This is a genomic window from Lwoffella lincolnii (assembly GCF_002014765.1).
Lineage (GTDB): Bacteria > Pseudomonadota > Gammaproteobacteria > Pseudomonadales > Moraxellaceae > Psychrobacter > Psychrobacter lincolnii.
In genome coordinates, this window is the sequence record NZ_MUYT01000007.1 from 45,626 (window position 1) to 68,892 (window position 23,267).

The 23,267-nt window shown below is 38.2% G+C and carries 20 protein-coding genes and 2 tRNA genes; 19 read left to right on the forward strand and 3 right to left on the reverse strand.

Annotated features, from left to right (window positions below; translation table 11 throughout):
• Positions 1-100: 100 nt before the first annotated feature.
• The 18 genes from B0682_RS05550 (at position 101) to B0682_RS05635 (ending at position 21,578) form a co-directional block, all read left to right on the forward strand.
• The gene (locus B0682_RS05550; protein ID WP_078307257.1) at positions 101-1,831 is read left to right on the forward strand and encodes a coiled-coil domain-containing protein; all 1,731 of its coding nucleotides are present in this window, start codon (positions 101-103) and stop codon (positions 1,829-1,831) included.
• A gap of 32 nt (positions 1,832-1,863) precedes the next feature.
• Complete coding sequence (locus B0682_RS05555) at positions 1,864-3,726, forward strand: glycosyltransferase family 2 protein (RefSeq protein ID WP_078307259.1); 1,863 nt, start codon at positions 1,864-1,866, stop codon at positions 3,724-3,726.
• A gap of 158 nt (positions 3,727-3,884) precedes the next feature.
• Positions 3,885-5,930 carry a glycosyltransferase gene (locus B0682_RS05560; protein ID WP_205760107.1) on the forward strand — a complete coding sequence of 682 codons (2,046 nt, stop codon included), beginning with the start codon at positions 3,885-3,887 and terminating at the stop codon, positions 5,928-5,930.
• 23 nt (positions 5,931-5,953) lie between these two features.
• Complete coding sequence (locus tag B0682_RS05565) at positions 5,954-7,126, forward strand: nucleotide sugar dehydrogenase (RefSeq protein WP_078307261.1); 1,173 nt, start codon at positions 5,954-5,956, stop codon at positions 7,124-7,126.
• An 87-nt stretch (positions 7,127-7,213) separates the two neighbouring features.
• Positions 7,214-8,572: a glycosyltransferase family 2 protein gene (locus B0682_RS05570; protein WP_158077873.1), complete on the forward strand. Its 1,359-nt coding sequence runs from the start codon at positions 7,214-7,216 to the stop codon at positions 8,570-8,572.
• Positions 8,573-8,708: 136 nt separating this feature from the next.
• Positions 8,709-9,596: a UTP--glucose-1-phosphate uridylyltransferase gene (locus tag B0682_RS05575; RefSeq protein WP_078307265.1), complete on the forward strand. Its 888-nt coding sequence runs from the start codon at positions 8,709-8,711 to the stop codon at positions 9,594-9,596.
• Between the two features lie 77 nt (positions 9,597-9,673).
• A complete protein-coding gene (pgi, locus tag B0682_RS05580; protein ID WP_078307554.1) occupies positions 9,674-11,440 on the forward strand; it encodes a glucose-6-phosphate isomerase in 1,767 nt (588 codons plus the stop codon).
• Between the two features lie 54 nt (positions 11,441-11,494).
• Entirely contained in the window at positions 11,495-12,940 is a 1,446-nt protein-coding gene (locus B0682_RS05585) for a phosphohexomutase domain-containing protein (RefSeq protein WP_078307267.1), read from the forward strand.
• A gap of 159 nt (positions 12,941-13,099) precedes the next feature.
• On the forward strand, positions 13,100-14,926 hold the full coding sequence (pcnB, locus tag B0682_RS05590) for a polynucleotide adenylyltransferase PcnB (protein WP_078307269.1): 1,827 nt from the start codon (positions 13,100-13,102) through the stop codon (positions 14,924-14,926).
• Between the two features lie 52 nt (positions 14,927-14,978).
• Positions 14,979-15,485 carry a 2-amino-4-hydroxy-6-hydroxymethyldihydropteridine diphosphokinase gene (gene folK / locus B0682_RS05595; protein ID WP_078307270.1) on the forward strand — a complete coding sequence of 169 codons (507 nt, stop codon included), beginning with the start codon at positions 14,979-14,981 and terminating at the stop codon, positions 15,483-15,485.
• Between the two features lie 32 nt (positions 15,486-15,517).
• A complete protein-coding gene (locus B0682_RS05600) occupies positions 15,518-16,429 on the forward strand; it encodes an Rpn family recombination-promoting nuclease/putative transposase (protein WP_078307556.1) in 912 nt (303 codons plus the stop codon).
• 52 nt (positions 16,430-16,481) lie between these two features.
• Entirely contained in the window at positions 16,482-17,327 is an 846-nt protein-coding gene (panB, locus tag B0682_RS05605; RefSeq protein WP_078307272.1) for a 3-methyl-2-oxobutanoate hydroxymethyltransferase, read from the forward strand.
• A 105-nt stretch (positions 17,328-17,432) separates the two neighbouring features.
• Entirely contained in the window at positions 17,433-17,720 is a 288-nt protein-coding gene (locus B0682_RS05610; RefSeq protein ID WP_078307273.1) for a type II toxin-antitoxin system RelB/DinJ family antitoxin, read from the forward strand.
• A complete protein-coding gene (locus tag B0682_RS05615; protein ID WP_078307275.1) occupies positions 17,721-17,987 on the forward strand; it encodes a type II toxin-antitoxin system YafQ family toxin in 267 nt (88 codons plus the stop codon).
• A gap of 148 nt (positions 17,988-18,135) precedes the next feature.
• Positions 18,136-18,984, forward strand: coding sequence for a pantoate--beta-alanine ligase (gene panC / locus B0682_RS05620; protein WP_078307276.1), 849 nt, complete (start codon positions 18,136-18,138; stop codon positions 18,982-18,984).
• Positions 18,985-19,069: 85 nt separating this feature from the next.
• The gene (rapZ, locus tag B0682_RS05625; RefSeq protein ID WP_078307278.1) at positions 19,070-19,957 is read left to right on the forward strand and encodes an RNase adapter RapZ; all 888 of its coding nucleotides are present in this window, start codon (positions 19,070-19,072) and stop codon (positions 19,955-19,957) included.
• Positions 19,958-20,006: 49 nt separating this feature from the next.
• A complete protein-coding gene (gene yjgA, locus B0682_RS05630; RefSeq protein WP_078307279.1) occupies positions 20,007-20,510 on the forward strand; it encodes a ribosome biogenesis factor YjgA in 504 nt (167 codons plus the stop codon).
• Between the two features lie 75 nt (positions 20,511-20,585).
• Positions 20,586-21,578 (forward strand): NAD-dependent epimerase/dehydratase family protein, encoded by a 993-nt coding sequence (locus tag B0682_RS05635; protein ID WP_078307281.1) that lies wholly within the window; start codon positions 20,586-20,588, stop codon positions 21,576-21,578.
• A gap of 108 nt (positions 21,579-21,686) precedes the next feature.
• Here B0682_RS05635 and B0682_RS09375 read toward each other — a convergent pair whose 3' ends face one another.
• The 3 genes from B0682_RS09375 to B0682_RS05645 all read right to left on the reverse strand — a co-directional run bounded on the left by B0682_RS09375 (position 21,687) and on the right by B0682_RS05645 (position 22,330).
• Positions 21,687-21,824, reverse strand: coding sequence for a hypothetical protein (locus tag B0682_RS09375; protein WP_205760108.1), 138 nt, complete (start codon positions 21,822-21,824; stop codon positions 21,687-21,689).
• Positions 21,825-22,067: 243 nt separating this feature from the next.
• Positions 22,068-22,144 (reverse strand) — tRNA-Arg (locus tag B0682_RS05640).
• A 95-nt stretch (positions 22,145-22,239) separates the two neighbouring features.
• Positions 22,240-22,330: transfer RNA gene (locus B0682_RS05645), tRNA-Ser, on the reverse strand.
• 361 nt (positions 22,331-22,691) lie between these two features.
• On the opposite strand from B0682_RS05645, the gene B0682_RS05650 reads away from it, so the two are divergent.
• Positions 22,692-23,240: an SCP2 sterol-binding domain-containing protein gene (locus B0682_RS05650; RefSeq protein WP_143823298.1), complete on the forward strand. Its 549-nt coding sequence runs from the start codon at positions 22,692-22,694 to the stop codon at positions 23,238-23,240.
• Positions 23,241-23,267: the final 27 nt, after the last annotated feature.

The following is a 23,267-nucleotide window of genomic DNA, read 5'->3' on the forward strand; positions in this document are numbered from 1 at the left end:
ATACCACATCATTACCGCTAAATTTGCTCTCAAGTAGATTTGGGTGAATTTCTTGGAGTGGTTATGCTAGTGTGGCATCTATTAGATTATAGGCATGGTAATGACAATCATTATACAAGCAGGACATGAATCATCATATTCACAAGAATTAATGGATAAATTGTATCAAGGAGGGTTGAATAAACCGCTCGCATCATTAAATCATCAAATCACTGCTCAATTGGTATCTGAATCATTAAAAAAAATCTCAGATAGACCAGGAATTTTATTAGATAACAATAAATTAGCAGATAACTTGGCGGTTGATTTGTTACTAAGTAATCTATCCCAAGAAGAATGGGGTTGGAATCATCCTGATAACCTATTCGCAATGAATTATTGGGCAAAACTTGAGCAAGATAGCCGATTTATTTTAGTTTTTGACCACCCCAAATATTTATTAGACGGATTAACGCAAAAAGAAATAACCGTTAGTATACTTGATAACCTGATAGAGAACTGGATTAATTACCATAATAAATTACTCATGACATATGAAAGTTTAGGTGATAATGCCATACTTTTGGAGGGTCAAGCTGCCACTAAAAGTATCGGTAACTCAAAAACACAAATCCAATCTGTTAATACAATATTACAACTTAAAAGTGCATGGCAATTACCCATAGAACGTATAGAAAATGGGGAAGAAAATATCAGCAGACGGATTTTGACCGAAGAAATCATCAAAGCATATCCAGAAATACTGATTGTATACGAAAAGTTACTCAAAAAAGCAAAGCTAAAGATGACAAAATCTGCTGTAAGTGACAGTCAACACAATCTGTCTAGGCTAGTAGCATGGTATAATGAAGAGCTTACTAAACAATCACAACAGACTTTAGCATTGAATTATAAAAATGAAGAGATACAAAAACAGCTTGAGCAATTAGAATCTCAAAAGGTTAATTTTTCCAAAGTAGAGCAAGAAAATCAACTGCTTCTTACTCAATTACATCAGGTTCAAGAAGAGCTAGAAAAATATTATTTAGAAAATAAAAAACAACATACCCAACTTATCGAAAACCAAAAAATTTCTGATGAACTTATCCAAAAACTAAAAAATACCGAACAGGCACAACAAAAGTTAGAAGAAATCAAAAAGCAAATTACCGAAAAGGATAAACAAATTGCCAATGCACAAGCTCAAGTTAGTGAAAATCAAAAGAAGACCAATGAACTGACTAAAAAGTTGCAAGATAACGTTCAACTTAACCAACAGCTCATGGAAGCAAAAAAACAAATTGCTCAAAAAGATAAACAGATAGCTGACGAGAAATCAATAATTCAGACACTAAATACCCAGTTAGCACAAAATAAAACAGCACAGACAGATACGGTACAAAGAGAAAATGAATTACTTATCACACAACTCCATAAAGTACAAGAAGAGTTAGAAAAATATTATCTTGAAAATCAGCAATTAAAAAAAAATACTTCAATAAATGAACCCACTGAACCTACTATGTCAGTGTATTATGGTGCAGTAGATAGAGTGAAAACTGATTTACCCTATCGCCTAGGTGCGACAATGGTGAGCCATTCTAAATCTGTTAAAGATTTAGCGGTTTTGCCATTAGCACTGGCAAAAGAATATCGTACGTTTCAAAAAGATAAGCCAGTTGACGAGTTGCCACCACTGGAAGCTTACCAAGATGCCAGTGAAGCTGAAAAAGTGAAAAAGCATTTATCGTATCGATTGGGTAAGACATTGGTAGATGGGATAAAGTCGCCAAATAAAACATTTAAATTACCTATCAAGTTGGTAGAAGAATTGATAGATTTTAGAAAATAAGATAAAAAACATCAAAAGAGGAAGCAGATAGAATGAATTTTTCAGATGCTAAAAAATTATATGATGATGGGAAATATGACCAAGCTTTAGAGGCTTATCGGAAAATAGGTACTATTTTAGGTGATAAAGTTGTTGAATTTAATATTAACAAATGTCTTGATAAAATACATGAAGATGAGAAAAATATTAACGTAAATACGATTTCAGCAAATACAATCTCAGCAGAATATGAGAAAAAAAATACGGTGTTTAATCTTATACAGCAAGTTAATGATTATTATAAATCGTTGCCAAAATTCCAAAGTAATACACTTGTTTCTGTTATCATGACAAGCCATAATTCAGAACAATATATAGAAAGTGCTGTAAATTCTTTGCTAGATCAGTCCTACCAAAATATAGAGATTATTATAGTTGATGATTATAGTCAAGATAATACGATTAAAATTTTACATAGATTAAGCACTACGCACAAAAAAGTTAGATACTTACAACTGAATAATAATCTAGGTACTTATTTTGCAAAAAATTTAGGAATTTTACATGCTAAGGGAGATGTGATATTTTTTCATGATAGTGATGATGTTTGCCATCGTAATAGGATTGAAATATCACTTCAAGCCTTAGAAAATAATCCTAATAAAATTGCTGTCAGAACTGCTTATGCACGTATAGACCCAATTAGTTGTAATATTATTAAAGTTGATGAATATGATTATAAGTTAGGTCTAATAACATTGGGTATAAAAAGATCTGTATTTAACAAAATAGGTTTTTTTAATTGTACTACCAAAGCATCAGATGATGAATTTTATAATAGAATGAAATCATATTATAAAAAACAAAACATAATAGATATTAGTCAGCCGTTATATTTTAATACCATGAGAGCTGGTTCTTTAATTTCAGATATGATAGAAATGGATGAGAAACAAGGGGGGGGGGGGGGTGGCTTCTTTCAGAAATATTCTAAATCAAGATCTGACTATATTAAAACATTTACACAGCATCAAAAAAGTAGCATGACTAAATTTGTTAATACATTTGTATTTCCTGTGATACGTGATGTATTACCAGTTTATGAGGATATGACTAAATTAGCAAATCCAACCATACCTGTATATATTAATATTTGCTCTATTCCTCAAAGAGAATCAAAGTTAAAACGGGTTATAGGCTCCCTAATAAATCAGTGCGACCAAATTTATGTTTATTTAGATGGATACGCCAAAATACCTGATTTTTTAAATCACTCAAAGATTACAGTAAACCAGTCAACTAAAAAAGGCATATTGCGTGATAATGGTAAATTTATCATGTTAGAGAAATTGGCTGCATCAAATAAAGATGCGTATTACTTTGCTGTAGATGACGATATAATTTATCCTTTAGATTATGTTAATACAATGATAAAAAAATTAAACTATTATGACGATAAAGTTGTCATTGGTATTCATGGAATGACTTTACCAAAAGATTTAGATAGATATTTTTCTAGCAGAAGAAAAGTTTTTTCTTTTTATAAGTCGTTAGAATCAGACAAACTTGTTCATGTATTAGGTACAGGAACAATAGCCTTTAACACTAAGTTATTTCATGGATTTCAATTAAATAGTTTTGCATGTACAGGTATGTCAGATATATTTTTTGCAATAGAATGTAAGAAGCGACATTTAGCACAAATTGCTATTATGCGTCATGATCGTTGGTTACAAGAGATGGAAAAGGATACTTCAACTTTATTTGAAGAATTTAAATTAAATGATTCTACGCAGACAAATTTAGCACATAAATATCGTTTAAATGAATATATTGATTATGGTGAGTTAAATTTTTCATCAGCTTTATTAGAAAAACTTCCGAAAATTCCAATATTATTATTTTATGATTCTTGATATGTATTTAATCAACCTTTGGTGATTTAAAAAATATACTAGCTAATAAACTCATACATTAAGGTCATAATGTCATATTCTATAGCTATTTTTATTCAAAACACAGATTTTGTTATTGGATAAACTTAGAAAATCTTATAAAAGGAGAGATGATTAATATGAGTTTCATACAAGCAAATAGACTATTTAATAGTGGTGATTATGAGCAAGCATTACAAATTTATCTTAAATTAGCAGATAAATATGACATTACGTTAGTTAACGCAAATATTCAAAGCTGTATAGATAGAATAGAATGTAATAAAAAAGAAGCAAGAAAATTTAAAAGATATTTAGACAATAATACAAAAATTTTGCTTGATAATGAGAATGCAACATTGCAAGCACAAGAAAGAAATGCAATACTTGAAAAAATATCTGTTATTAATCGCCAAATTTCTAAAGATGCTGCTGTAAAACCTGTTAAAATTCCAAAAGAATGGCCAAAAGATTTGATTTTACCTGCATTGCCTGATTCTACAAATGATTATGTATGGTATCAGTCTTATAAAAAAGATGGAAATAGAAAAAGTTATGATAAATCTAGGCAAGGATTAAGTGTTATTATTCCTACATTTAATCGTTCAAAAATTTTATCAATTACATTGGCATCATTAGTTAAGCAAAGAACACATTTCTCTTATGAAATTATTGTGGCAGACGATGGTAGTTCAGAAGACATCTCTAGGGTTATTAGAAATTTTGAGCATAAATTGGATATTAAATATGTACGCCAAAAAGATTATGGATATCAGTTATGTGCGGTTAGAAATTTAGGGATTCGAACAGCCAAATATGATTTTATAGCAATATTAGATTGTGATATGGCAGCGAATCCTTATTGGGTAGATAATTATATTAAAGCTTTGATTGATGATAATGATATTGCCTATATTGGTCCAAGGAAGTATATAGACAGCCATCATTTGGATATTAAACAAGTCCTTGAACATGAAAATATATTTGAAACTCTGTTACCTGTAAAATCGGATAGTATCAGTACATCATCGTCAGATGGTATTTCTAAAGATTGGCGTTTAAATCATTTTGAGCAAACTGATAACCTCAGATTGTGTAATACACCATTTCGATTTTTTAGTGGTGGTAATGTTGCATTTGATAAGAAATGGTTGTCTAAGTCAGGTTGGTTTGATGAAGAGTTTACTCATTGGGGTGGAGAAGATAATGAGTTTGGTTATCGACTTTATCGTGAAGGGTGTTTTTTTTGCTCTCTAGATGGAGCGATGGCATATCATCAAGAGCCACCAGGTAAAGAAAATGAAACGGAACGTTCAGCGGGCCAAGCCATTACCCGTAAAATTATTGAACGTAAAATTCCTTATTTTTATCGTAAGTTAGCCTCAATTGAGACAGCAGTGATAAAAACCATACCTCTTGTTTCGATATATATACCTGCATATAATTGCCAAGATAGTATTATTAGATGTGTTGAGAGTGCGTTAAATCAAACAGTTACGGATTTAGAAGTTTGTATTTGTAATGATGGTTCTACTGATAAAACATTAGAAGTATTAGAAAAACATTATACTGACCATCCAAGGGTAAGGTTTATCACTCAGGAGAACAGTGGCATTGCAAAAGCATCAAATACCGCAGTCAATATGTGTAGAGGATTTTATATTGGTCAGTTAGATTCTGATGATTATCTTGAGCCTGATGCAGTTGCATTATGTTTAAGAGAATTTTTTTCAGATAGAAATTTAGTTTGTGTTTATACCACCAATCGTAATGTGAATAAAGATGGTAGTCTTATAGCTGATGGATATAATTGGCCTGAATTTTCTCGAGAAAAACTGATGACGGCAATGATTTTACATCATTTTAGAATGTTTACAATTCGTGCTTGGAAAATAACTACTGGATTTGATGAAACTATAGAGAATGCAGTGGATTATGATATGTATTTAAAGCTTAGTGAGGTTGGAAAGTTTAAGCATATTAATAAAATATGTTATAATCGAACACTACATACAGAAAATACCTCTATTAAAAAGCTTGATATTCAAAAGAAAAATCATTTTTTAGTAGTAAATAATGCCTTGAAACGACAAGGTATGAATAATTACTCCTATGATGAAACAGATGATGATAAAGAGAGTAGGAAATTTCGTTTTTCAAATAAAAACCCTCTTAAAATCTTATAAATTGGCCATTGGTAATATTATATATGAAAAACGTTACTATTGTAGGTATAGGTTACGTTGGCTTATCTAATGCTGTATTGTTAGCACAAAAATATCATGTTATTGCGTTAGATATCAATGCTGATACGGTTGAAAAAATTAATCAACGTCAATCACCCATTGATGATGTTGAAATTGAGAGTTTTTTAGTAAATAAAAAGCTTAATTTAATCGCTACATTAGATAAACAGCAAGCCTATCAAGATGCTGACTATATTATAATTGCAACCCCAACCAATTATGACGAGCAGACTAATTTTTTTAATACTAGCAGTGTGCAATCTGTGATAGCAGATGTTTTATCAGTTAACCCACATGCTTTAATTATCATCAAATCAACTATTCCTGTTGGATTTACAGAGAAAATTAAGCAGAAATTTAATTCAGACAATATTATTTTTTCACCAGAATTTCTACGTGAGGGTAAAGCATTATATGATAATCTTTATCCTTCTCGGATTATTATTGGTGAAAAATCTGAGCGTGCTAAAGAATTTGTCCATATGATGGCATCATGTGCTATAAAAGATAATATTGATATCTTATTGACTGAAAATACAGAGGCAGAAGCCATTAAGTTATTTGCCAATACTTATTTAGCGCTTAGAGTTGCTTTTTTTAATGAACTGGATACTTATGCTAAGGTACATAACCTTGATACTGCTGATATTATTAAAGGAGTGTGCTTAGATAATAGAATAGGTGATTATTATAATAATCCTTCTTTTGGTTATGGTGGTTATTGCCTACCAAAAGATACCCAGCAGTTATTAGCAAATTATAAGGATATTCCTCAAAATCTTATTCAAGCGGTTGTTACATCTAATCAGACTAGAAAGCAGTTTTTGACAAAGTCTATCTTGGAAAGAAAACCGACTACTGTTGGTATTTATCGTTTGATTATGAAAGCAGGATCAGATAATTTTAGAGAATCTGCTGTAATAGACATTATTAAATCAATTAAAGCTGAAGGTGTTGATGTTATTATCTATGAACCCAATATGAAGGTAGATACTTTTTTAAATTCTAAGGTAACCAAAGACTTAATGAATTTTAAGATGGTTAGTGATATTATTATTGCCAACCGCTTGGCTGAAGAGTTGCAAGATAGCATAGATAAGGTATTTACTCGTGATTTATCAGGAAGTGACTTGTAATTTAATGGTTATTTAGTGGCTTTAATGCAGAAGTATCGATTGTATAAATATCTTAAGACACCGTGTTCACCAAGAGAGCTGTGGCGAATGAATAGGCTAGGTTTGTACCGTACGGTTGCTAATCAAGCTTGGGTTATTCCTCACCCTCGTAGTTGTGTGGTTATTACCATTGCTAAGATAAAACGTCGTCAGTTATCATCTAAGGTAGCATGCCGTCAAATAAGATACTATCTAACTATAAAAATATATAAGCCTTACCGACTTGAATTGATAAAAGAAACCATTGGTTTTTTTCCAAATTTTTATCGTTACTTTTTTATGGAGAATCCAAGGGATTTGGCTGACCCTGATTATTTATATTATTTTTTATCAGTTGCTTGTCAAGATGATTTATTCAAACTTAATCTATCAAATGAACAATTATTTTTATATTTAAATAATCATATAAATGGTATTTGTTTGTTAAATAATCTTGGACTATTATCTGATAAGTTATCGATATTTAATAAAATTTTATTAAATCATCAGTTGCATACTGTAAAACTTAAGACTTCTAGTTTGGGTTTTTCAGTATTTAATATAGTATCAAAAGAATTATCTAAAAATAATAGTTTCTGCCTGTTATCAGCCAATAATAAAGTTTCAGTTATTGTGACTTGTTATCAAGCTGAACAAACCATTGAAGCTTGTTTGGATAGTTTGATAAGGCAAACTTGGAAAAATATCCAGATTATTGTTGTTGATGATGCCAGTACAGACGGTACGGTTGATATGGTGCGACAGATGGCAAAGTTGGATTCTAGAATTTTGCTTATCACTCTGCCAGAGAATGTGGGTACATTTGTAGCAAAAAATATAGGTGCAAAATACGCTACTGGTGTGTTTCTAACATGCCATGATTCTGATGATTGGGCTCACCCACAAAAAATCGCTGAACAAGTTTTGCCATTGATTGAGAATTCACATTTGATGGTAACGACATCATATTGGCTTAAGTTTGATGATGGTGGGCTGTATTATGCTAGACAGTGTTATCCATTTTTTCGCCAAAATCCTGCTTCACCGATGTTTCGGTTAAGGCAAGTTATAGCAGATACGGGGTTATGGCATATGGCAAGGACAGGTGCAGATAGTGAGTTTTGGCAACGCCTAAAAATGATATATGGTAAAGATAGAATTTGTGTCATTAAAAAGCCATTGACCTTAGGCAGTCATCGGTGTGGTTCATTGATGAATTCAAGTACTTATGGGGTGTTTAATACAAATTCGGCATTAACTAGACTGGATTATTGGGAAAATTGGCGATTGTGGCACATTGAACAGATTAATCAGGGTAAATTTGTAAAAATGCCACCGATTGAGCAGCAAATTAAACAACAGTCCCCTTTTGCTGTACCTAAGTCTATTGATGTAAATCGTACAATAGTAAGAAAGTGCTTGTTATGATGATGTTCTATTCTAGGTGATTTTGGTTCATTTACTTTTTTATTTAATAAACCATAAACCTTTGGACTTCAAACTTTGGTTGGTTATAATGGGATAATTTATTTCATCTCACCCATCATCAAAAGAAGTCTTCTTTATGTCTAAAATTACCCACGCTGTCATTCCCGTTGCAGGTTTTGGCACACGTATGTTGCCCTTGTCTAAGTCCATTCCCAAAGAGATGTTGCCACTTGGGGATAAACCTGCCATTCACTATGTGGTGCAAGAAGCAATTGATGCTGGTATCAAACACATTGTGTTGGTTACTCACCCACAAAAGCAAGCGATAGAAAATTACTTTGATATGAACAGTGAGTTAGACAGTCAATTACGCCACAAAGGCAAAGACGCATTGGCAGATGGCTTAAACTGGTTGCCTAAAGATGTGCAGATTTCTGCCATCAGGCAAGGTGAGCCATTGGGGTTAGGGCATGCGGTATTACAAGCTCGCTCCATTATTGGTGATAGGCCATTTGCTGTGCTGTTGCCCGATGTGTTGTTAGACCCTTTTGTTACTGATATGACCAAAGACAATTTGGCTTATATGCTTAAAGTCTTTGATAAAACTGGGCAGTCGCAGATTTTGGTGAGTCAGGTGGCTGATGATGATGTGTCTAAATATGGCATTGCCAAATTGGGTGAGAAGCAACCTGACTTATCTACCGATGGCAATGGTGATGGCAACAGCAACATGAATGTCAGCTTTGCTGTGGCAGGGTTTGTGGAAAAGCCAGCATTGGCAGATGCCCCCTCTCGTTTGGCAGTGGTGGGGCGTTATGTGTTTACCAATGATATTTTTGATTACCTTGCTAAGACACAGCCGAGCGTTGGTGGTGAAATCCAACTCACTGATGCCGTTGATGCCCTTATTCAAACTCAAGGTGTGAGTGTAACAACCATGGTGGGTAAAAGCTTTGATGCTGGTGACATGCCAAGTTATCTACAAGCTTTTGATTATTTTTCTAAACACATATTTGCCAGATAGCCATTTCAAATGGTCATTTAAACAGCCATCCAAACATGATAAATAACGCAAATCGGACACAAGACCGTCAGGCAGTCATGTCTGCCATCGATGGTTTGCCTTGGCAACAGTTAGTGGCACATGCCAAACGCCCATTGAACCTAAGCAAACTATTTGCTCAAAACAACGTGTCAGCTAACACACCCGTGACTGCGCTGCAAAGCGACCGTGCCAAAGTATATTCAGCATCTTTGGCAGATTTGTATATGGACTACAGCAAGCAGTTGGTGGACAATGACATCATGAGTGCCTTGTTGGCATTGGCAGACAGTTGTAACTTACGTCAGCGTATTTGTGATTTGTTATCAGGTAAAAAAGTCAACTCAAGCGAAAACCGTCCTGCCTTACACACGGCGTTGCGATTACCCAAACAGCCCAATGCTGATTTGGTTAATGATGGCATCATTGATGGCATTACTGATGACGTGCATGACAGCTTAGATAAAGTGGCGGACATGGCAAACCGCATTCGTAGTGGCATGTGGCGTGGCTATTCAGGTAAGGCGGTAACTGATGTGGTTAATTTGGGCGTGGGTGGTTCAGATTTAGGCCCTTTGATGGTAACAACGGCATTACAAGAGTGGGCGGATACGGACATTCGTGTGCATTTTGTTTCTAATATGGATGGCAGTCAGCTGGAGAGTTTACTCAAACATCTTAATCCAGAAACCAGCCTATTTATCATCTCATCAAAATCTTTTGCCACAGTGGATACCTTATCCAATGCCAAGAGTGCTTTGGCATGGCTTTGCCAATTCACCACTGAAGCTGCCGCTTTACGTAGGCATTTTATTGGCATTTCTGCCAATTTATCAAAGGTCAGTGCGTGGGGTATCCACCCTGACAATCAACTTAAGTTTTGGGATTGGGTGGGTGGTCGTTTTTCTCTGTGGTCAGCGATTGGCTTGGCAATCGCAGTGCGTGTGGGTATGGAACAATTTCGAGCGTTATTGGCTGGGGCAAATGCAATGGATGAGCATTTTGCCAAAGCACCATTCACGCAAAACTTGCCTGTTTTGATGGGCTTGTTGGCCGTGTGGAATGCAACTTTTTTACGCATCAATGCTCATACGGTATTGCCCTATGATGGACGGCTAACTTATTTTCCCAGCTATCTTACTCAGTTAGAAATGGAGAGCAATGGTAAGTCGGTGAGCATCGATGGCAATCCTGTGAGTTTTGCCACTTGTCCGATTTTATGGGGGGAAATTGGCTCAAATGCTCAGCATGCGTTTTATCAGCTGTTGCATCAAGGCACACAACGGGTATCTTGTGATTTCATCGCCTGTGTCAATCGCTATGATGACACAGTCACGGATAACGTGAAACACCATGATGGACATGGTGATGATAACATGAAACATGCCAATCGTGTGAATCTAAAAGAGCAACATCAGTTAAGTCTTGCTAATTGTTTGGCACAAAGTCGAGTGCTGGCATTTGGTAATGCCGCCAATCAATCTTCTGTCATTCAAGATGATGATGTTACTCAAGATGAGGTGCAGAAATTTCGTCATTATCATGGTAACCAACCGTCCACAACGTTACTGATTGATAGATTGACACCGCATAATTTAGGCATGTTAATCGCTTTATATGAGCATAAAGTGTATGTGATGGCATCGATTTGGCACATTAATCCTTTTGATCAGTGGGGGGTAGAAATGGGCAAAAAAGTGGCAGATGACGTGTATCAACAGTTGATAACAAATAAACACAATCAAGTGGCTGATGGGGTGTTTGATGCGTCTACACAACAGCTGTTAAGCCACATCAAGCAACAACAATCACAAACAATAAAATAACATCATCAGTAAAATGATGATATTAACGATATTAACGACTTTGGAAATTTGTATATGCCCCATTTTTCTCCCATGACCATGTCATCTTTTAAAGCTTATGATATTCGTGGTGAGTTGGGTGTTAATTTAGACACTGGTATTGCTTATCGTATTGGAAGGGCATTTGCTCAAATATTATTGTCGCAATTTGACACATCACGACAACATGATGACAAGCTTATTCAATCCATCGTCATCGGCTGTGACATTCGCCCATCTAGTCTTGAGCTTAAGCAGTCTTGTGTTCAGGGCATTCAAGATGCGGGTGTCAACGTCATCGACCTTGGTATGACAGGCACAGAAGAGGTGTATTTTGCCACCAGTTATCATCATGCCATGGGTGGCATTGAGGTAACTGCCAGTCATAATCCCATCAATTACAATGGTCTTAAACTGGTGCGTGAAGGTTCTCGCCCCATCAGTGCGGACACAGGGCTTGTCGACATTAAAAAAATCGCTGAGCAAGGCGACTTTAAAACGGTCGATAAAAAAGGTGAGTATGCCCTAAAAGATGACAAATCCGCCTATATCGAGCATTTATTGACGTACATTGATGTTGATAACTTAGCACCATTAAAGCTGGTGATTAACTCAGGTAATGGCAGTGCAGGCCCTGTGGTTGATGCCATTGAAGCACGCTTAAAACAAACTGCCCATGTTCCCATTGATATCATTAAGGTGCATCATAAGCCTGATGGCAGTTTTCCCAATGGCATTCCTAATCCCATGATCATTGCCAATCGTAACAGCACCACATCAGCGGTCAAGGCACATGGGGCGGATTTAGGGATTGCTTTTGATGGGGATTTTGATCGGTGTTTTTTCTTTGATGAAACAGGTCAGTTTATTGAAGGAAGTTATGTGGTGGGCATGTTGGCACAGGCATTTTTACACAAATATGCAGGTGAAAGCATTGTTTATGACCCAAGAGTGATTTATAACACTCAAGCCATCATTGAAAACAATGGGGGGCAAGCGGTCATCAGCAAATCTGGGCATTCGTTCATTAAGCAAGTCATGCGTGAGCATGGAGCGGTATATGGTGGTGAGATGTCGGCACATCATTATTTCCGTGATTTTCATTATTGCGACAGTGGTATGATTCCTTGGTTGTTAACCATTGAGCTGTTATCGGTGTCAGGCAAATCACTGTCTGAGCTTGTCGGAGCGATGATTGAGCGGTATCCAAGCTCAGGTGAGATGAATTTTCGTTTAACTGACATTGACAGTGCCACCATCATTTGGCGTCTTGAGAAGCAGTATGCTCATGCCAATCCAAGCAAAAGCACGGTTGACGGCTTAAGCTTAGACTTTGGTGACTGGCGGTTTAATCTGCGTGTGTCCAACACTGAGCCATTGATGCGTTTAAACATTGAAACCCAAGGTGATGCTGCCTTATTACAAGACAAAGTGACTGAAATCAGCGAATGGATTGAAGGACAAGGTGGGGTGTTGGTTTAAGCGTCAGATTGATGTGACATTAAGCCAGTTTTGTCGTTGCTTTTTTGTGCTGTCAATGTGCATGATGAGCATTCATATCGAAGCTGTTGGTAAAGTCTGTTAAAATACAGCTTATTATTTTTTAATATCAGCCAATCAATATCAGCCAGTCGTGTACCAATGACCAACTCAAAAAAATACCCAAAGACCAATACCAATGCCAATGCAAAAACCATCTCTGCCAAAATACTGGGGATAAGCCAAGCTGACTTGCCCAACTCCATCATAGAAATCATTACCACATTGACAAAAGCGGGATTTGAAGCCTATGTGGTGGGGGGTGGGGTGCGTGATATCCTGTTGGGGCAAAATCCTAAGGATTTTGATGCCGTTACCAATGCCAAACCGCATGAAGTCAAAGATGTGTTTGGTAAACGCTGTCGCATCATTGGTAGGCGTTTTGAGCTGGCCCATGTGTTCTCTGGTCGTGATATGATAGAAGTGGCGACCTTTCGAGCACCACCCAAAGGCGATGCCCATACCACCGAAGATGGCATGTTGATGCGTGATAACGTTTGGGGCGACATCAATCAGGACTTTGCTCGGCGAGATTTTTCGGTCAATGCTTTGTATTACCAACCCCTTAAGGGTGAAATCAAAGACTTTTGTGGGGCGATTGATGATATCCAGTCTAAGACTCTAAAATTGCTTGGTCATGCTTCTGTTCGTGTGGAAGAAGACCCCGTGCGTCTGCTGCGTGCATTGCGTTTTAAGGCAAAATTGGGTTTTGAGTTTGATGATGAGCTGGCGAAACAATTTAACAACAAAAACTGGGCGTTGCTTGAACAGGTCTCACCCCATCGTTTGTATGATGAAACCCAAAAAATGTTCATAGGGGGTTACATTGTGCCACTGTTGCCGTTATTGTTTGAGTATCAAGCCATTGAACAATTAATGGTTTATCCACCCAATGCCCCAACCGCTTTGCTAAAGCAAGTTGCCATGAATACCGATAAACGCATCGCCTCTGGTAAAAGCATCAATCCAGCCTTTTTTTATGCTGCCTTACTTTGGGAAAATTACCTATATCAGTTGAACAAATTTAAAAAACAAGGGCATCATTTTACGCATGCTCAGGAAAAAGCCGCCAATAAAGTCATTGACCGTCAACGACTAAAAACCGCCATTCCAAGATTTGCTGAGCAGTTTATTAAAGACATTTGGTTACTACAGCCACGCCTTGCCAATCCCAAACATAAGCAAATCTTAACCATCAGCGAGCATGCAAGGTTTCGAGCGGGATTTGATTTTTTGTTATTACGAGAAATGGCAGGCGAAGATGACATCGCCTTTAGTGAGCCTACCAATGGCATGGGTGTATGGTGGCAAACGTTTCAGACCATGAACGACCGTGAACAGCGACACGCCATTGACCAATTGACCAATCAAGAGAGACGCAGCAGCAAACACCGTCGCCAACGTCTGCAATCATATGATATGGATGACCCAAGCGACCGCATGGCAACCGACACATTCGCAAATCATCAGTTGCACACTGGGTTGCATATTGGTGAGCAGTCAAACACACAGACCAATGCCAACCGTCATGCTGAGCACAACCACCGTCAAAAAGAAAAAGCCCAACTGCAACAGTTATCTTTATCCGAGCAAACTTTGAGCGAACAAGCACAGAAAAAACAGCCATCGCCTTTATTCACGGTGCTGACCAGTGATGCCACCCAAGAGACCCCAAAACAACCAACCATCAAAAAACAAAACAAACAACAGCAAAAAAGCACGCAAAACATAAGCCAACATCATAAAACTAAAGATGCCGTACAAAACGTTGCACAAGACACTATACAAAACACTGTACAAAACACGACAAGAAACGCTGTGCCAAATGCTGTGATACCTTTAACACCAAGCCAAGCTAAAAATGAGCTGAGTCATTACCTGCCCATACCCAATCAGCGTCGCCATAAAAAAATGTCATCAATGACATAAACAATAAAATCAGGTTAAAATCAGGTTTAAGAAGAGAATAAAGTTTGGTTCTATGAACACATCTGAGAATTGGATAGGTTGTTTTATTGGACTTGGTGGCAACATTGCCAATGAACTTGGCACCCCCACCGAGCATATCATCAACGCCATGCAAGCCTTCAAACAGTCGCCACATTTTACCGATGTGAAAGTGTCATCACTGTATCAGTCCAAAGCCTTTGGCATCACCGACCAACCTGATTTTATCAATGCGGTATTAAGTGCCAATACCAGCTTATCACCGCTTGAGCTGCTTAATTTTTGTCAAGGTCTTGAACAGACCGCCAAAAGAGTGCGATTGCGTCATTGGGGTGAGCGGTCTTTAGATGTGGATATTTTGTTATATGGTGATAAACGCATTCATCATCAGTGGCTGACCGTGCCACATCAAGGCTTATTTGAACGAAATTTTGTGTTAATCCCAATGCTTGAAATTGATGGGTGTTTGGTGGTTAATGGGCAAAAATTGGCGGATTTAAATGAAAGTAACAATTGGCAAGGTTTGAAGAAACTGACATGAGTTTGGATAAACTGGCATCAAAGGAGCAATACATGACCCCTGTTTTTATCAATCCATTTACCGATTATGGCTTTAAAAGACTGTTTGGTGAAGAAGCCAGTAAACCATTTTTAATTGATTTTTTAAACTCAATATTGCCCAAAAAACATCAAATTGCTGATTTAATTTTAAAAAACAGTGAGCGAATGGGCTTTACAGATTTTGACCGTAAAGCCATCTATGACATTTATTGTGAAAGCGTGGCAGGTGAAAAATTCATCGTTGAGTTGCAGCGTGCCAAACAAACCTTTTTTAAAGACCGAACGCTTTATTATTCAACATTTCCCATCATTGAACAAGCCCAAAAAGGCGATTGGAATTATGAACTTAAGGCGGTGTATTGTATCAGCATTTTGGATTTTTTATTTGATGAGCATAAAGATGACCAAGAGGTCATTTATAATGTTCAGTTAAAAGACCAAAACAATCAAATTTTTTATGAAAAATTCAATTTAATTTACTTGCAATTACCCAACTTTTGTAAATCAGAAGCGGAATTGAACACCAATTTGGACAGATGGTTATTTTTTATTAAAAATTTAGAAGACCTACAGCATATCCCTGCCATTTTTCAAAATAGCTTGATTGAACAAGCGTTTGATAAAGCAAAAATTGCCAATTTTAATCCCCAAGAAATGAGTAAATATCGAGACAGTTTAAAAATATACTGGGATAACTATAATGTGGTCAATACCGCCAAACAAGAAGGCATTGAACAGGGGCTTGAGCAAGGCATTAAGCAAGGCCTTGAACAGGGCATTAAGCAAGGCCTTGAACAGGGCATTGAACAAGGTAAAAAACAACAAGCCCTTGAAACCGCAAAGACCTTAAAACAACTAAATACCCCTGTTGAAACGATTATCCAAGCCACCATGCTAAGTGCTGAAGAAATTAAACAGCTATGACTGAAACGGTCATCACTTAATTAAACAGCCATTACCCTAAAAAGGCAATCCTATGAGCGGCCAAGCCCCATCATCATCAATCTCCCCCAAACCCAAAGCACCCATCACCCTATCTACTTTAAACAAACTAAAAGCAGAGGGTAAAACATTTTCTTGCCTAACTTGTTACGAGGCAAGTTTTGCTCACGCCATGCAGTTGGCAGACATTGACACCATTTTAATCGGTGATAGTCTGGGCATGGTTGTCCAAGGGCAACGCTCAACCTTGCCAGTGGGCGTTGGGGACATGGTTTATCACACTCAAAATGTGGTGCGTGGTAATTCTCACGCTTTAATCTTATGCGATTTGCCTTTTATGAGTTATGCCACCGTATCTGATGCCATTGCCAGTGCCAAGGCGGTCATGCAGGCAGGTGCCAATGTGGTTAAAATTGAAGGGGGCAGCGAGCTTACCGACATTGTCAAGGTCTTGGCAAACAATGGCGTACCCACTTGCGTGCATTTGGGATTAACGCCGCAGTCGGTGAATGTCTTTGGTGGCTATAAAGTACAAGGTAAAACGGACGCCCAAGCGGATAAATTGATGAAAGATTGTACAGCCGTGGTGAATGCTGGGGCGAGTCTTTTGTTGCTTGAATGCGTACCAGCATCGCTTGCCAAAGCTGTTACCGAGCGGTTCGCTGTGCCTGTCATTGGCATTGGGGCTGGGGTGGATTGTGATGGGCAAGTGCTGGTCATGCACGACATGCTGGGCGTTTATACCCGAAAACCTGCCAAATTTGTCAAAAACTTTTTGACCGATGACAGCAACCAAACCAAAGACATTGTTGGGGCGTTTAAAGCCTATCATCGTGCTGTCAAACAGCGTGCCTTTCCAACAGAGAAGCACAGTTTTTAGCCATGGATTTTAGCAATGGATGATGTTGGCAATTAAAGGTGTCTTGCATTGTATGACATCATACATTTATACTGTGGTGAGATTCATTGATTAGGAGCCACTGCCATGTATGACAGTTCTTTTAGTTTTCGCACGCATGAAAGCATTAAAAATCAAGCATTTGATGTCATCAGAAGTTATGGTTTATCGCCTGCTCAGACATTTAATATGTTTCTAACACAGATTGCCATCAGCAAACAAATTCCATTAAGTTTGGATTATCAGCCCAATACTGTGACCGCTGATGCCATAAAGGAATTGATAGATGGTCAGGGTGAGACGTTTGAAGCAAATGACGTTGCTGATTTTCAACAACATATGATGGCTTTGACCAATCCAGATGTGAGCGAGTAAATGAAGTATTCGCTCAGTAAAAGTTATAAACGTGATATTAAAAAACTGTCATCAGAAGTACTATCAAGCCCTGAGTTGATAGAAGTTTTATATTGTATTTTTAAGCAAAAACCCCTACCAGCACAGTATAAAGACCATGCGTTGACTGGAAACTGGCAAGGTTTTCGTGATTGTCATGTCAAAAATGATTTGGTTTTGATTTATCGCATGGTTGATGGTGAGTTGCAACTTGCTCGATTAAACACACATTCAGAAGTTTTTGGTTAACATCAGTTTTTGGTTAAATGAAGACGGTTAAATCACTGTCATTAAACCTTTAAACAGCACACCTTTACGATGGATTAGCATATTCATGGTAGAGCATACGCACGGTAAAGCATGGTCTTTAGAAAATCATGCACTTTAGGATAAAAACATGAAAATTTTTCACACCATCAAAGACTTAAAAAACGAATTAAACCCCTTACGCCACCAAAAAATAGCCTTAGTCCCAACCATGGGCAATTTACATGATGGGCATTTATCCCTTGTGGCACTTGCCAAACAACATGCCGATGTTGTGGTGGTGAGTATCTTTGTCAATCCCACTCAATTTGGGGCAGGTGAAGATTTTGCCAGTTATCCACGCACGCTTGATGACGATTGCCAAAAACTTGCCAAAGCTGGCGTGGCGTTGGTTTTTGCCCCAAGTGTGGACGAGATGTATCCTGTCTATCCGCCCAATGTTCAAATCCTGTCAGGCAGTATCAGCAAGATATTATGTGGTCAGACACGCCCCACGCATTTTGACGGTGTTGGGCTTGTGGTGAGTAAGCTGTTTAATATCGTTCGTCCTGATGTGGCGGTATTTGGTAAAAAAGACTACCAGCAACTTGCCATCATTGCCCAATTGGTGCAAGAATTAAATTTTGAGATTGACATTATTGGCAGTGAGATTGTCAGAGCCGATGACGGTTTGGCGTTATCGTCTCGCAACCAGTATTTGACCGAGCAAGAGCGTGCCATTGCCCCACGGCTGGCACAAGCCTTACAACAGCTTGCAGGTGAGTTACAGTCTGCCAGCGTTGCTGATTTTGATACGATGATACAAAAAACCAAAGACAAATTAACTTATGATGGTTTTACAGTGGATTATTTGCAAGTACTCAATCAGCAACTGCAACCTGCTAGCCGCCATGATAAGCATTTGGTGATTTTGACCGCTTGTTATTTGGGCAAGGCAAGGCTGTTGGATAATTTGGAAATTACCTTAAATCCATGTTAATAATTCATGTTAACAGTCCATGTTAATAATCCATGTTCATCTAAATCCATGTTAATGGTTTTGCTTATTTTGTTAAGGAAATATGATGCCCAAACTCATTGCCCCAAACTCAATCATTGTGGTGTCAGGGCGTTCAGGTTCAGGAAAAACCTCCGTACTCAACACCTTAGAAGATTTTGGCTATTATCCGCTTGACAATTTGCCTTTATCCATCGTGCCACTTGCCATAGAAAAATTGGTCAATGACAGCCAGATTCATCGCATTGCTGTGGGCATAGATGTCCGCACGCCCAAAGCGGATTTATCCAACTTTGGTCAAGTGTATGACAGCTTGATACAAACCTATGGCAAGACCGCTTTGACTGTGGTGTATGCCACCGCCCAAGATGATGTACTGGTCGCACGCTATGATGCCACTCGCCGAGTGCATCCATTGATGGCGATGGCTGGCAATCTGCCCAATGCCATTCAAAAGGAAATTGAGCTGCTTGAACCGATTGCCTGCCATGCTGATATTAAAATTGATACCAGTTTGTTAAACATTCATGAGCTAAAAAACAGCCTAAGACAACATTTGGGCGTGGATAACCACATCATCGTTCATGTGCTGTCGTTTGGGTTTAGGCATGGCACGCCCAAAGATGCTGATTTTGTCTTTGATGTGCGTACCCTGCCAAATCCACATTGGGAAGTGGATTTGCATCATCTGACAGGGCTTGATGGGCCTGTGCAGGAATTTTTTGCTCAATTTCCTGCCGTGTATGAACTGACGCATGACATCAGCACATTTTTATTAAAGTGGTTGCCTGATTTTATTGAGAACAATCGCCATTTTGTGACCATCGCCATTGGTTGTACAGGGGGTAAACACCGCTCGGTATTTGTCAGCCAAGCGGTGGGGGAGATATTAACTGGTCATTTGCCTGATAAAATGCAGGTGAATGTTAAGCACCGTGAAAAATCTTTTTGGTGAGTTTATGATTACTGGCATATGAATATGCACACAAATATTAAGGTATCTTATGATTGATTGGTCACAACATGACATGCGTGTTTCACGCACCGAACAAAAAAAAGCCCACGAACGCTTGCAACAACTTGCCCAACCGCTTGCCCATTTATCCAAAAAACAACTCAAAAAACTGACCGTCAGTGAATTCTTATTGGCTGAGCTTAATGCCTTAGCCAATCTGCCTGATGGCTCAGCACGTAACCGCCAAATTAAACGCATTAGCAAAATGATGGCCGAAGAAAATCGTGATGAACTGATAGATGGATTATTTGCCCTAAGCTTCTCGCCAGAGCAAGCGAACAAAATTGATGCGTGGTATGACCGCTTAAACATCAATGACGAATCCACGCTCAAGCAATTTAGCAAGCAGTTTTATGTGGTTGAGCGAAACAGCCTATATCAACTGTTATTATGGATTGAATATGCCAAGTACTTACAAGATGATGAGCTGTTGGCAGAGTCAGAAGCCGACTTAAAAAACTATATTCATGAAGTGGCGATATTGTCTAAATGAGGTTGTTTAAGTGGTGTTGTTTGAATGATGATGGCTTTAAATAACCCTTGTACGTATAAATAGTTGAAATTAACCATGACAGACACACAGCATCACCGTTCTCAAAAAAACGACCGTTCTCAAAAAAACACAGTTACCGATTATCAACCGCAATACCTTATCATTGGTCAAGGCGGTATTGGGCTGGCGGTAACCAATGATTTGGCAAAAAAAGGTTATTTGGTAACAGGGTTGGCACGTCGTCATCGTGATGATTATGAGTTGCATCAAAATGCCAAATACATTCAAGCCGATGCGTTGACGCTTGATGCCACGGTGCTTGCTGACTTTACCCACATTGCCATCATCATTACTCCTGACCGTTATGATGCCAATGCCTACCGTGATGCCTATCTTGCAGTCGCCAAGCATCTGGCAAACATGGCAATGGCATTGCCCAAGCTTGAGCAGATGGTGTTTATTTCATCAACAGGAGTCTATGGACAAGATGATGGTGAATGGGTTGATGTATTGACCACACCCAAAGTGCCTAATCATGCAGGGTCTATTTATATTTTACAAGCAGAACAGGCATTACAGCAGGCATTCAAAGACCAAGCCGTTATCATCAGACCCAGTGGCATTTATGGTAAAACAAGAAGGCGCTTGATTGAACAAGCCAAACAGTCACTCAATGACGAAAGCAATGGGGCAATTCATTGGACAAACCGCATCATGGACAGTGATTTGGTTACTGTGGCGGTCAACGTGTTAACCCTAGCCAAGCCAGAACCGTTATACTTGGCAAGTGATTATGCCCCAGTGAGTAAGACGGTGTTGATGACATGGTTAAAACAATTCTTGGCGAAAAATTCAAACACCAACCATTCAAACACTAACCATTTAAATACAAACCATGGCAATGACACAGACACAACAGACCATCAAATACCCATCCAATATCAAGACAAGACGCATCAAAAAATGACAGGAAAACGCATTCATAGCAACATTCCCAGAGCATGGCTACAATACCCTGATTGGCAGTCAGGATATACTTACTTGTTGGCAGATGATAAAACGAGATGATAAGACATTAGAAATCAGGTTTTGACTTTCTCCTCCTATCGTTTGGGGATTCCTTCTACAAGACGGTTAAGCCAGGCCGCAAAGAACGTTCTTATATCTATAAGTCAATTATCGTTTGAGTTCAAACCAACCTGCATTGTACACCAACTTGGTCAGTTTGCCTTTTTTGCTGTTAAATTGGGTAGCTTTTACATCACCGACCACGATTAGGGCAGTGTCTTTGATACGTCGCTTGAGTGTTTTCATGGGGTGGGTTTATACCGACATTACCTGTTATTCAATTATTCAATATTGTTGGTCTAATCAATGGAAAATAGCTTAAGATGTGATAGACACGTTGTCTTATATCCACTCTCTGACGTGGGTGGGTTTACAGTAACGAGTGATAAAAACCATCAAACATAAAAAAACTGCCAAGCATCACAAGATGGGCAGTTAATCCGTCTAATCATTTCATTGTCTAATCATTGTCTAATTGATGCTTACAAATGGCGCGCCCGGAGAGAGTCGAACTCCCGACCTTCTGGTTCGTAGCCAGACGCTCTATCCAACTGAGCTACGGGCGCATGTTTGTCAACATTCATAAATGATGGTTGGCAATTATAACGATAAATATGTCATTGTCAATCATTTTTTGGCAAAAATGCTGGTCTAACATGAATGGCGGTGAAGGAGGGATTCGAACCCTCGATACGTGTAATACGTATGGTTCCTTAGCAGGGAACTGGTTTCAGCCACTCACCCACTTCACCGTTTACTGATGTTTATGTCTTATTTTATGTTTTTATATAAAAATGTGTTTTATATAAAAACATTCAAACATAAAAATATCAGCCACACAAGAGTGATGCTTTTAAAAAACGGCATCATCAAATCTGTGCTAGGGATTTGCTCTGTGTTGTAGGGACGGTATTATAACAAATGATTTGATAATTGCAACAAATCACACAAAAAAAATGCCTTAATGGGGCAAATAAATATGTTAGGCTATGCAGGTTTGTTGATTGGGTGATTTTGGGTTACTTTGGTTACTTTATCACCCTTTGCTAATCATTTTTACCAATCATTTTTTACCCATTATTTACCTTTTCTTATCGTCAGTTAGGATATCTTATGTTACCCAATCTCATTCCTGTACAGTCCAATCCCCTTGATGTGCTACTTTATACCTTGGGTTGGCGACTACAAAAACTTAGCCAAGATTTTAGCCAAAACCCTGATGCCCAAGCAAATGATGAGCTTGCTGAGCTGTTGGCTGATGTGTCGCATACCATTGTGTTTAGCAGTGATGCCGATGGTGTGGCGCGGGTGTTTCGTTTTGAGAATGGGCAGGTCAGTCAGCAACAAGGCACAGCAGAAGATGCTGATTTGACGGTGGATTTTAATGACAGCATGACAGGTGTTAAGCTGTTGATGAAAGGTGATGTGCGTGCTTTTATGACCGCCATTGACAATGAAGATGTCAGTATTAAAGGTGATTATGGGCTGATGTTATGGTTCGCTAAGGTAACAAAACTTGCCATACCCGATGTGCCAGATGCTCTAAAACCTTATGTTGAGCAAGCCAAGCCACTGCTAGACCAAGCCAAGCCTTATGCTCATCAAGCAGGACAGATTGCCAACGATGTGTTGGGCAAATTGGTCAGTCACCTAAAAAAATAGACATCAAATCAGTGCTTTATAGGGATT

Bases quoted from the DNA above. Each gene is read 5' to 3' on its own strand.
- rapZ (WP_078307278.1), top strand. From the start codon at position 19,070: ATGCCCAAACTCATTGCCCCAAACTCAATCATTGTGGTGTCAGGGCGT.
- B0682_RS09375 (WP_205760108.1), bottom strand. From the start codon at position 21,824: ATGAAAACACTCAAGCGACGTATCAAAGACACTGCCCTAATCGTGGTC.
- B0682_RS05600 (WP_078307556.1), top strand. From the start codon at position 15,518: ATGACCCCTGTTTTTATCAATCCATTTACCGATTATGGCTTTAAAAGA.
- pcnB (WP_078307269.1), top strand. From the start codon at position 13,100: ATGACCAACTCAAAAAAATACCCAAAGACCAATACCAATGCCAATGCA.
- folK (WP_078307270.1), top strand. From the start codon at position 14,979: ATGAACACATCTGAGAATTGGATAGGTTGTTTTATTGGACTTGGTGGC.
- B0682_RS05550 (WP_078307257.1), top strand. From the start codon at position 101: ATGACAATCATTATACAAGCAGGACATGAATCATCATATTCACAAGAA.
- B0682_RS05555 (WP_078307259.1), top strand. From the start codon at position 1,864: ATGAATTTTTCAGATGCTAAAAAATTATATGATGATGGGAAATATGAC.
- B0682_RS05585 (WP_078307267.1), top strand. From the start codon at position 11,495: ATGCCCCATTTTTCTCCCATGACCATGTCATCTTTTAAAGCTTATGAT.
- B0682_RS05610 (WP_078307273.1), top strand. From the start codon at position 17,433: ATGTATGACAGTTCTTTTAGTTTTCGCACGCATGAAAGCATTAAAAAT.
- B0682_RS05615 (WP_078307275.1), top strand. From the start codon at position 17,721: ATGAAGTATTCGCTCAGTAAAAGTTATAAACGTGATATTAAAAAACTG.
- pgi (WP_078307554.1), top strand. From the start codon at position 9,674: ATGTCTGCCATCGATGGTTTGCCTTGGCAACAGTTAGTGGCACATGCC.
- B0682_RS05575 (WP_078307265.1), top strand. From the start codon at position 8,709: ATGTCTAAAATTACCCACGCTGTCATTCCCGTTGCAGGTTTTGGCACA.
- B0682_RS05560 (WP_205760107.1), top strand. From the start codon at position 3,885: ATGAGTTTCATACAAGCAAATAGACTATTTAATAGTGGTGATTATGAG.
- B0682_RS05650 (WP_143823298.1), top strand. From the start codon at position 22,692: ATGTTACCCAATCTCATTCCTGTACAGTCCAATCCCCTTGATGTGCTA.
- panC (WP_078307276.1), top strand. From the start codon at position 18,136: ATGAAAATTTTTCACACCATCAAAGACTTAAAAAACGAATTAAACCCC.
- B0682_RS05635 (WP_078307281.1), top strand. From the start codon at position 20,586: ATGACAGACACACAGCATCACCGTTCTCAAAAAAACGACCGTTCTCAA.
- panB (WP_078307272.1), top strand. From the start codon at position 16,482: ATGAGCGGCCAAGCCCCATCATCATCAATCTCCCCCAAACCCAAAGCA.
- yjgA (WP_078307279.1), top strand. From the start codon at position 20,007: ATGATTGATTGGTCACAACATGACATGCGTGTTTCACGCACCGAACAA.
- B0682_RS05570 (WP_158077873.1), top strand. From the start codon at position 7,214: ATGAATAGGCTAGGTTTGTACCGTACGGTTGCTAATCAAGCTTGGGTT.
- B0682_RS05565 (WP_078307261.1), top strand. From the start codon at position 5,954: ATGAAAAACGTTACTATTGTAGGTATAGGTTACGTTGGCTTATCTAAT.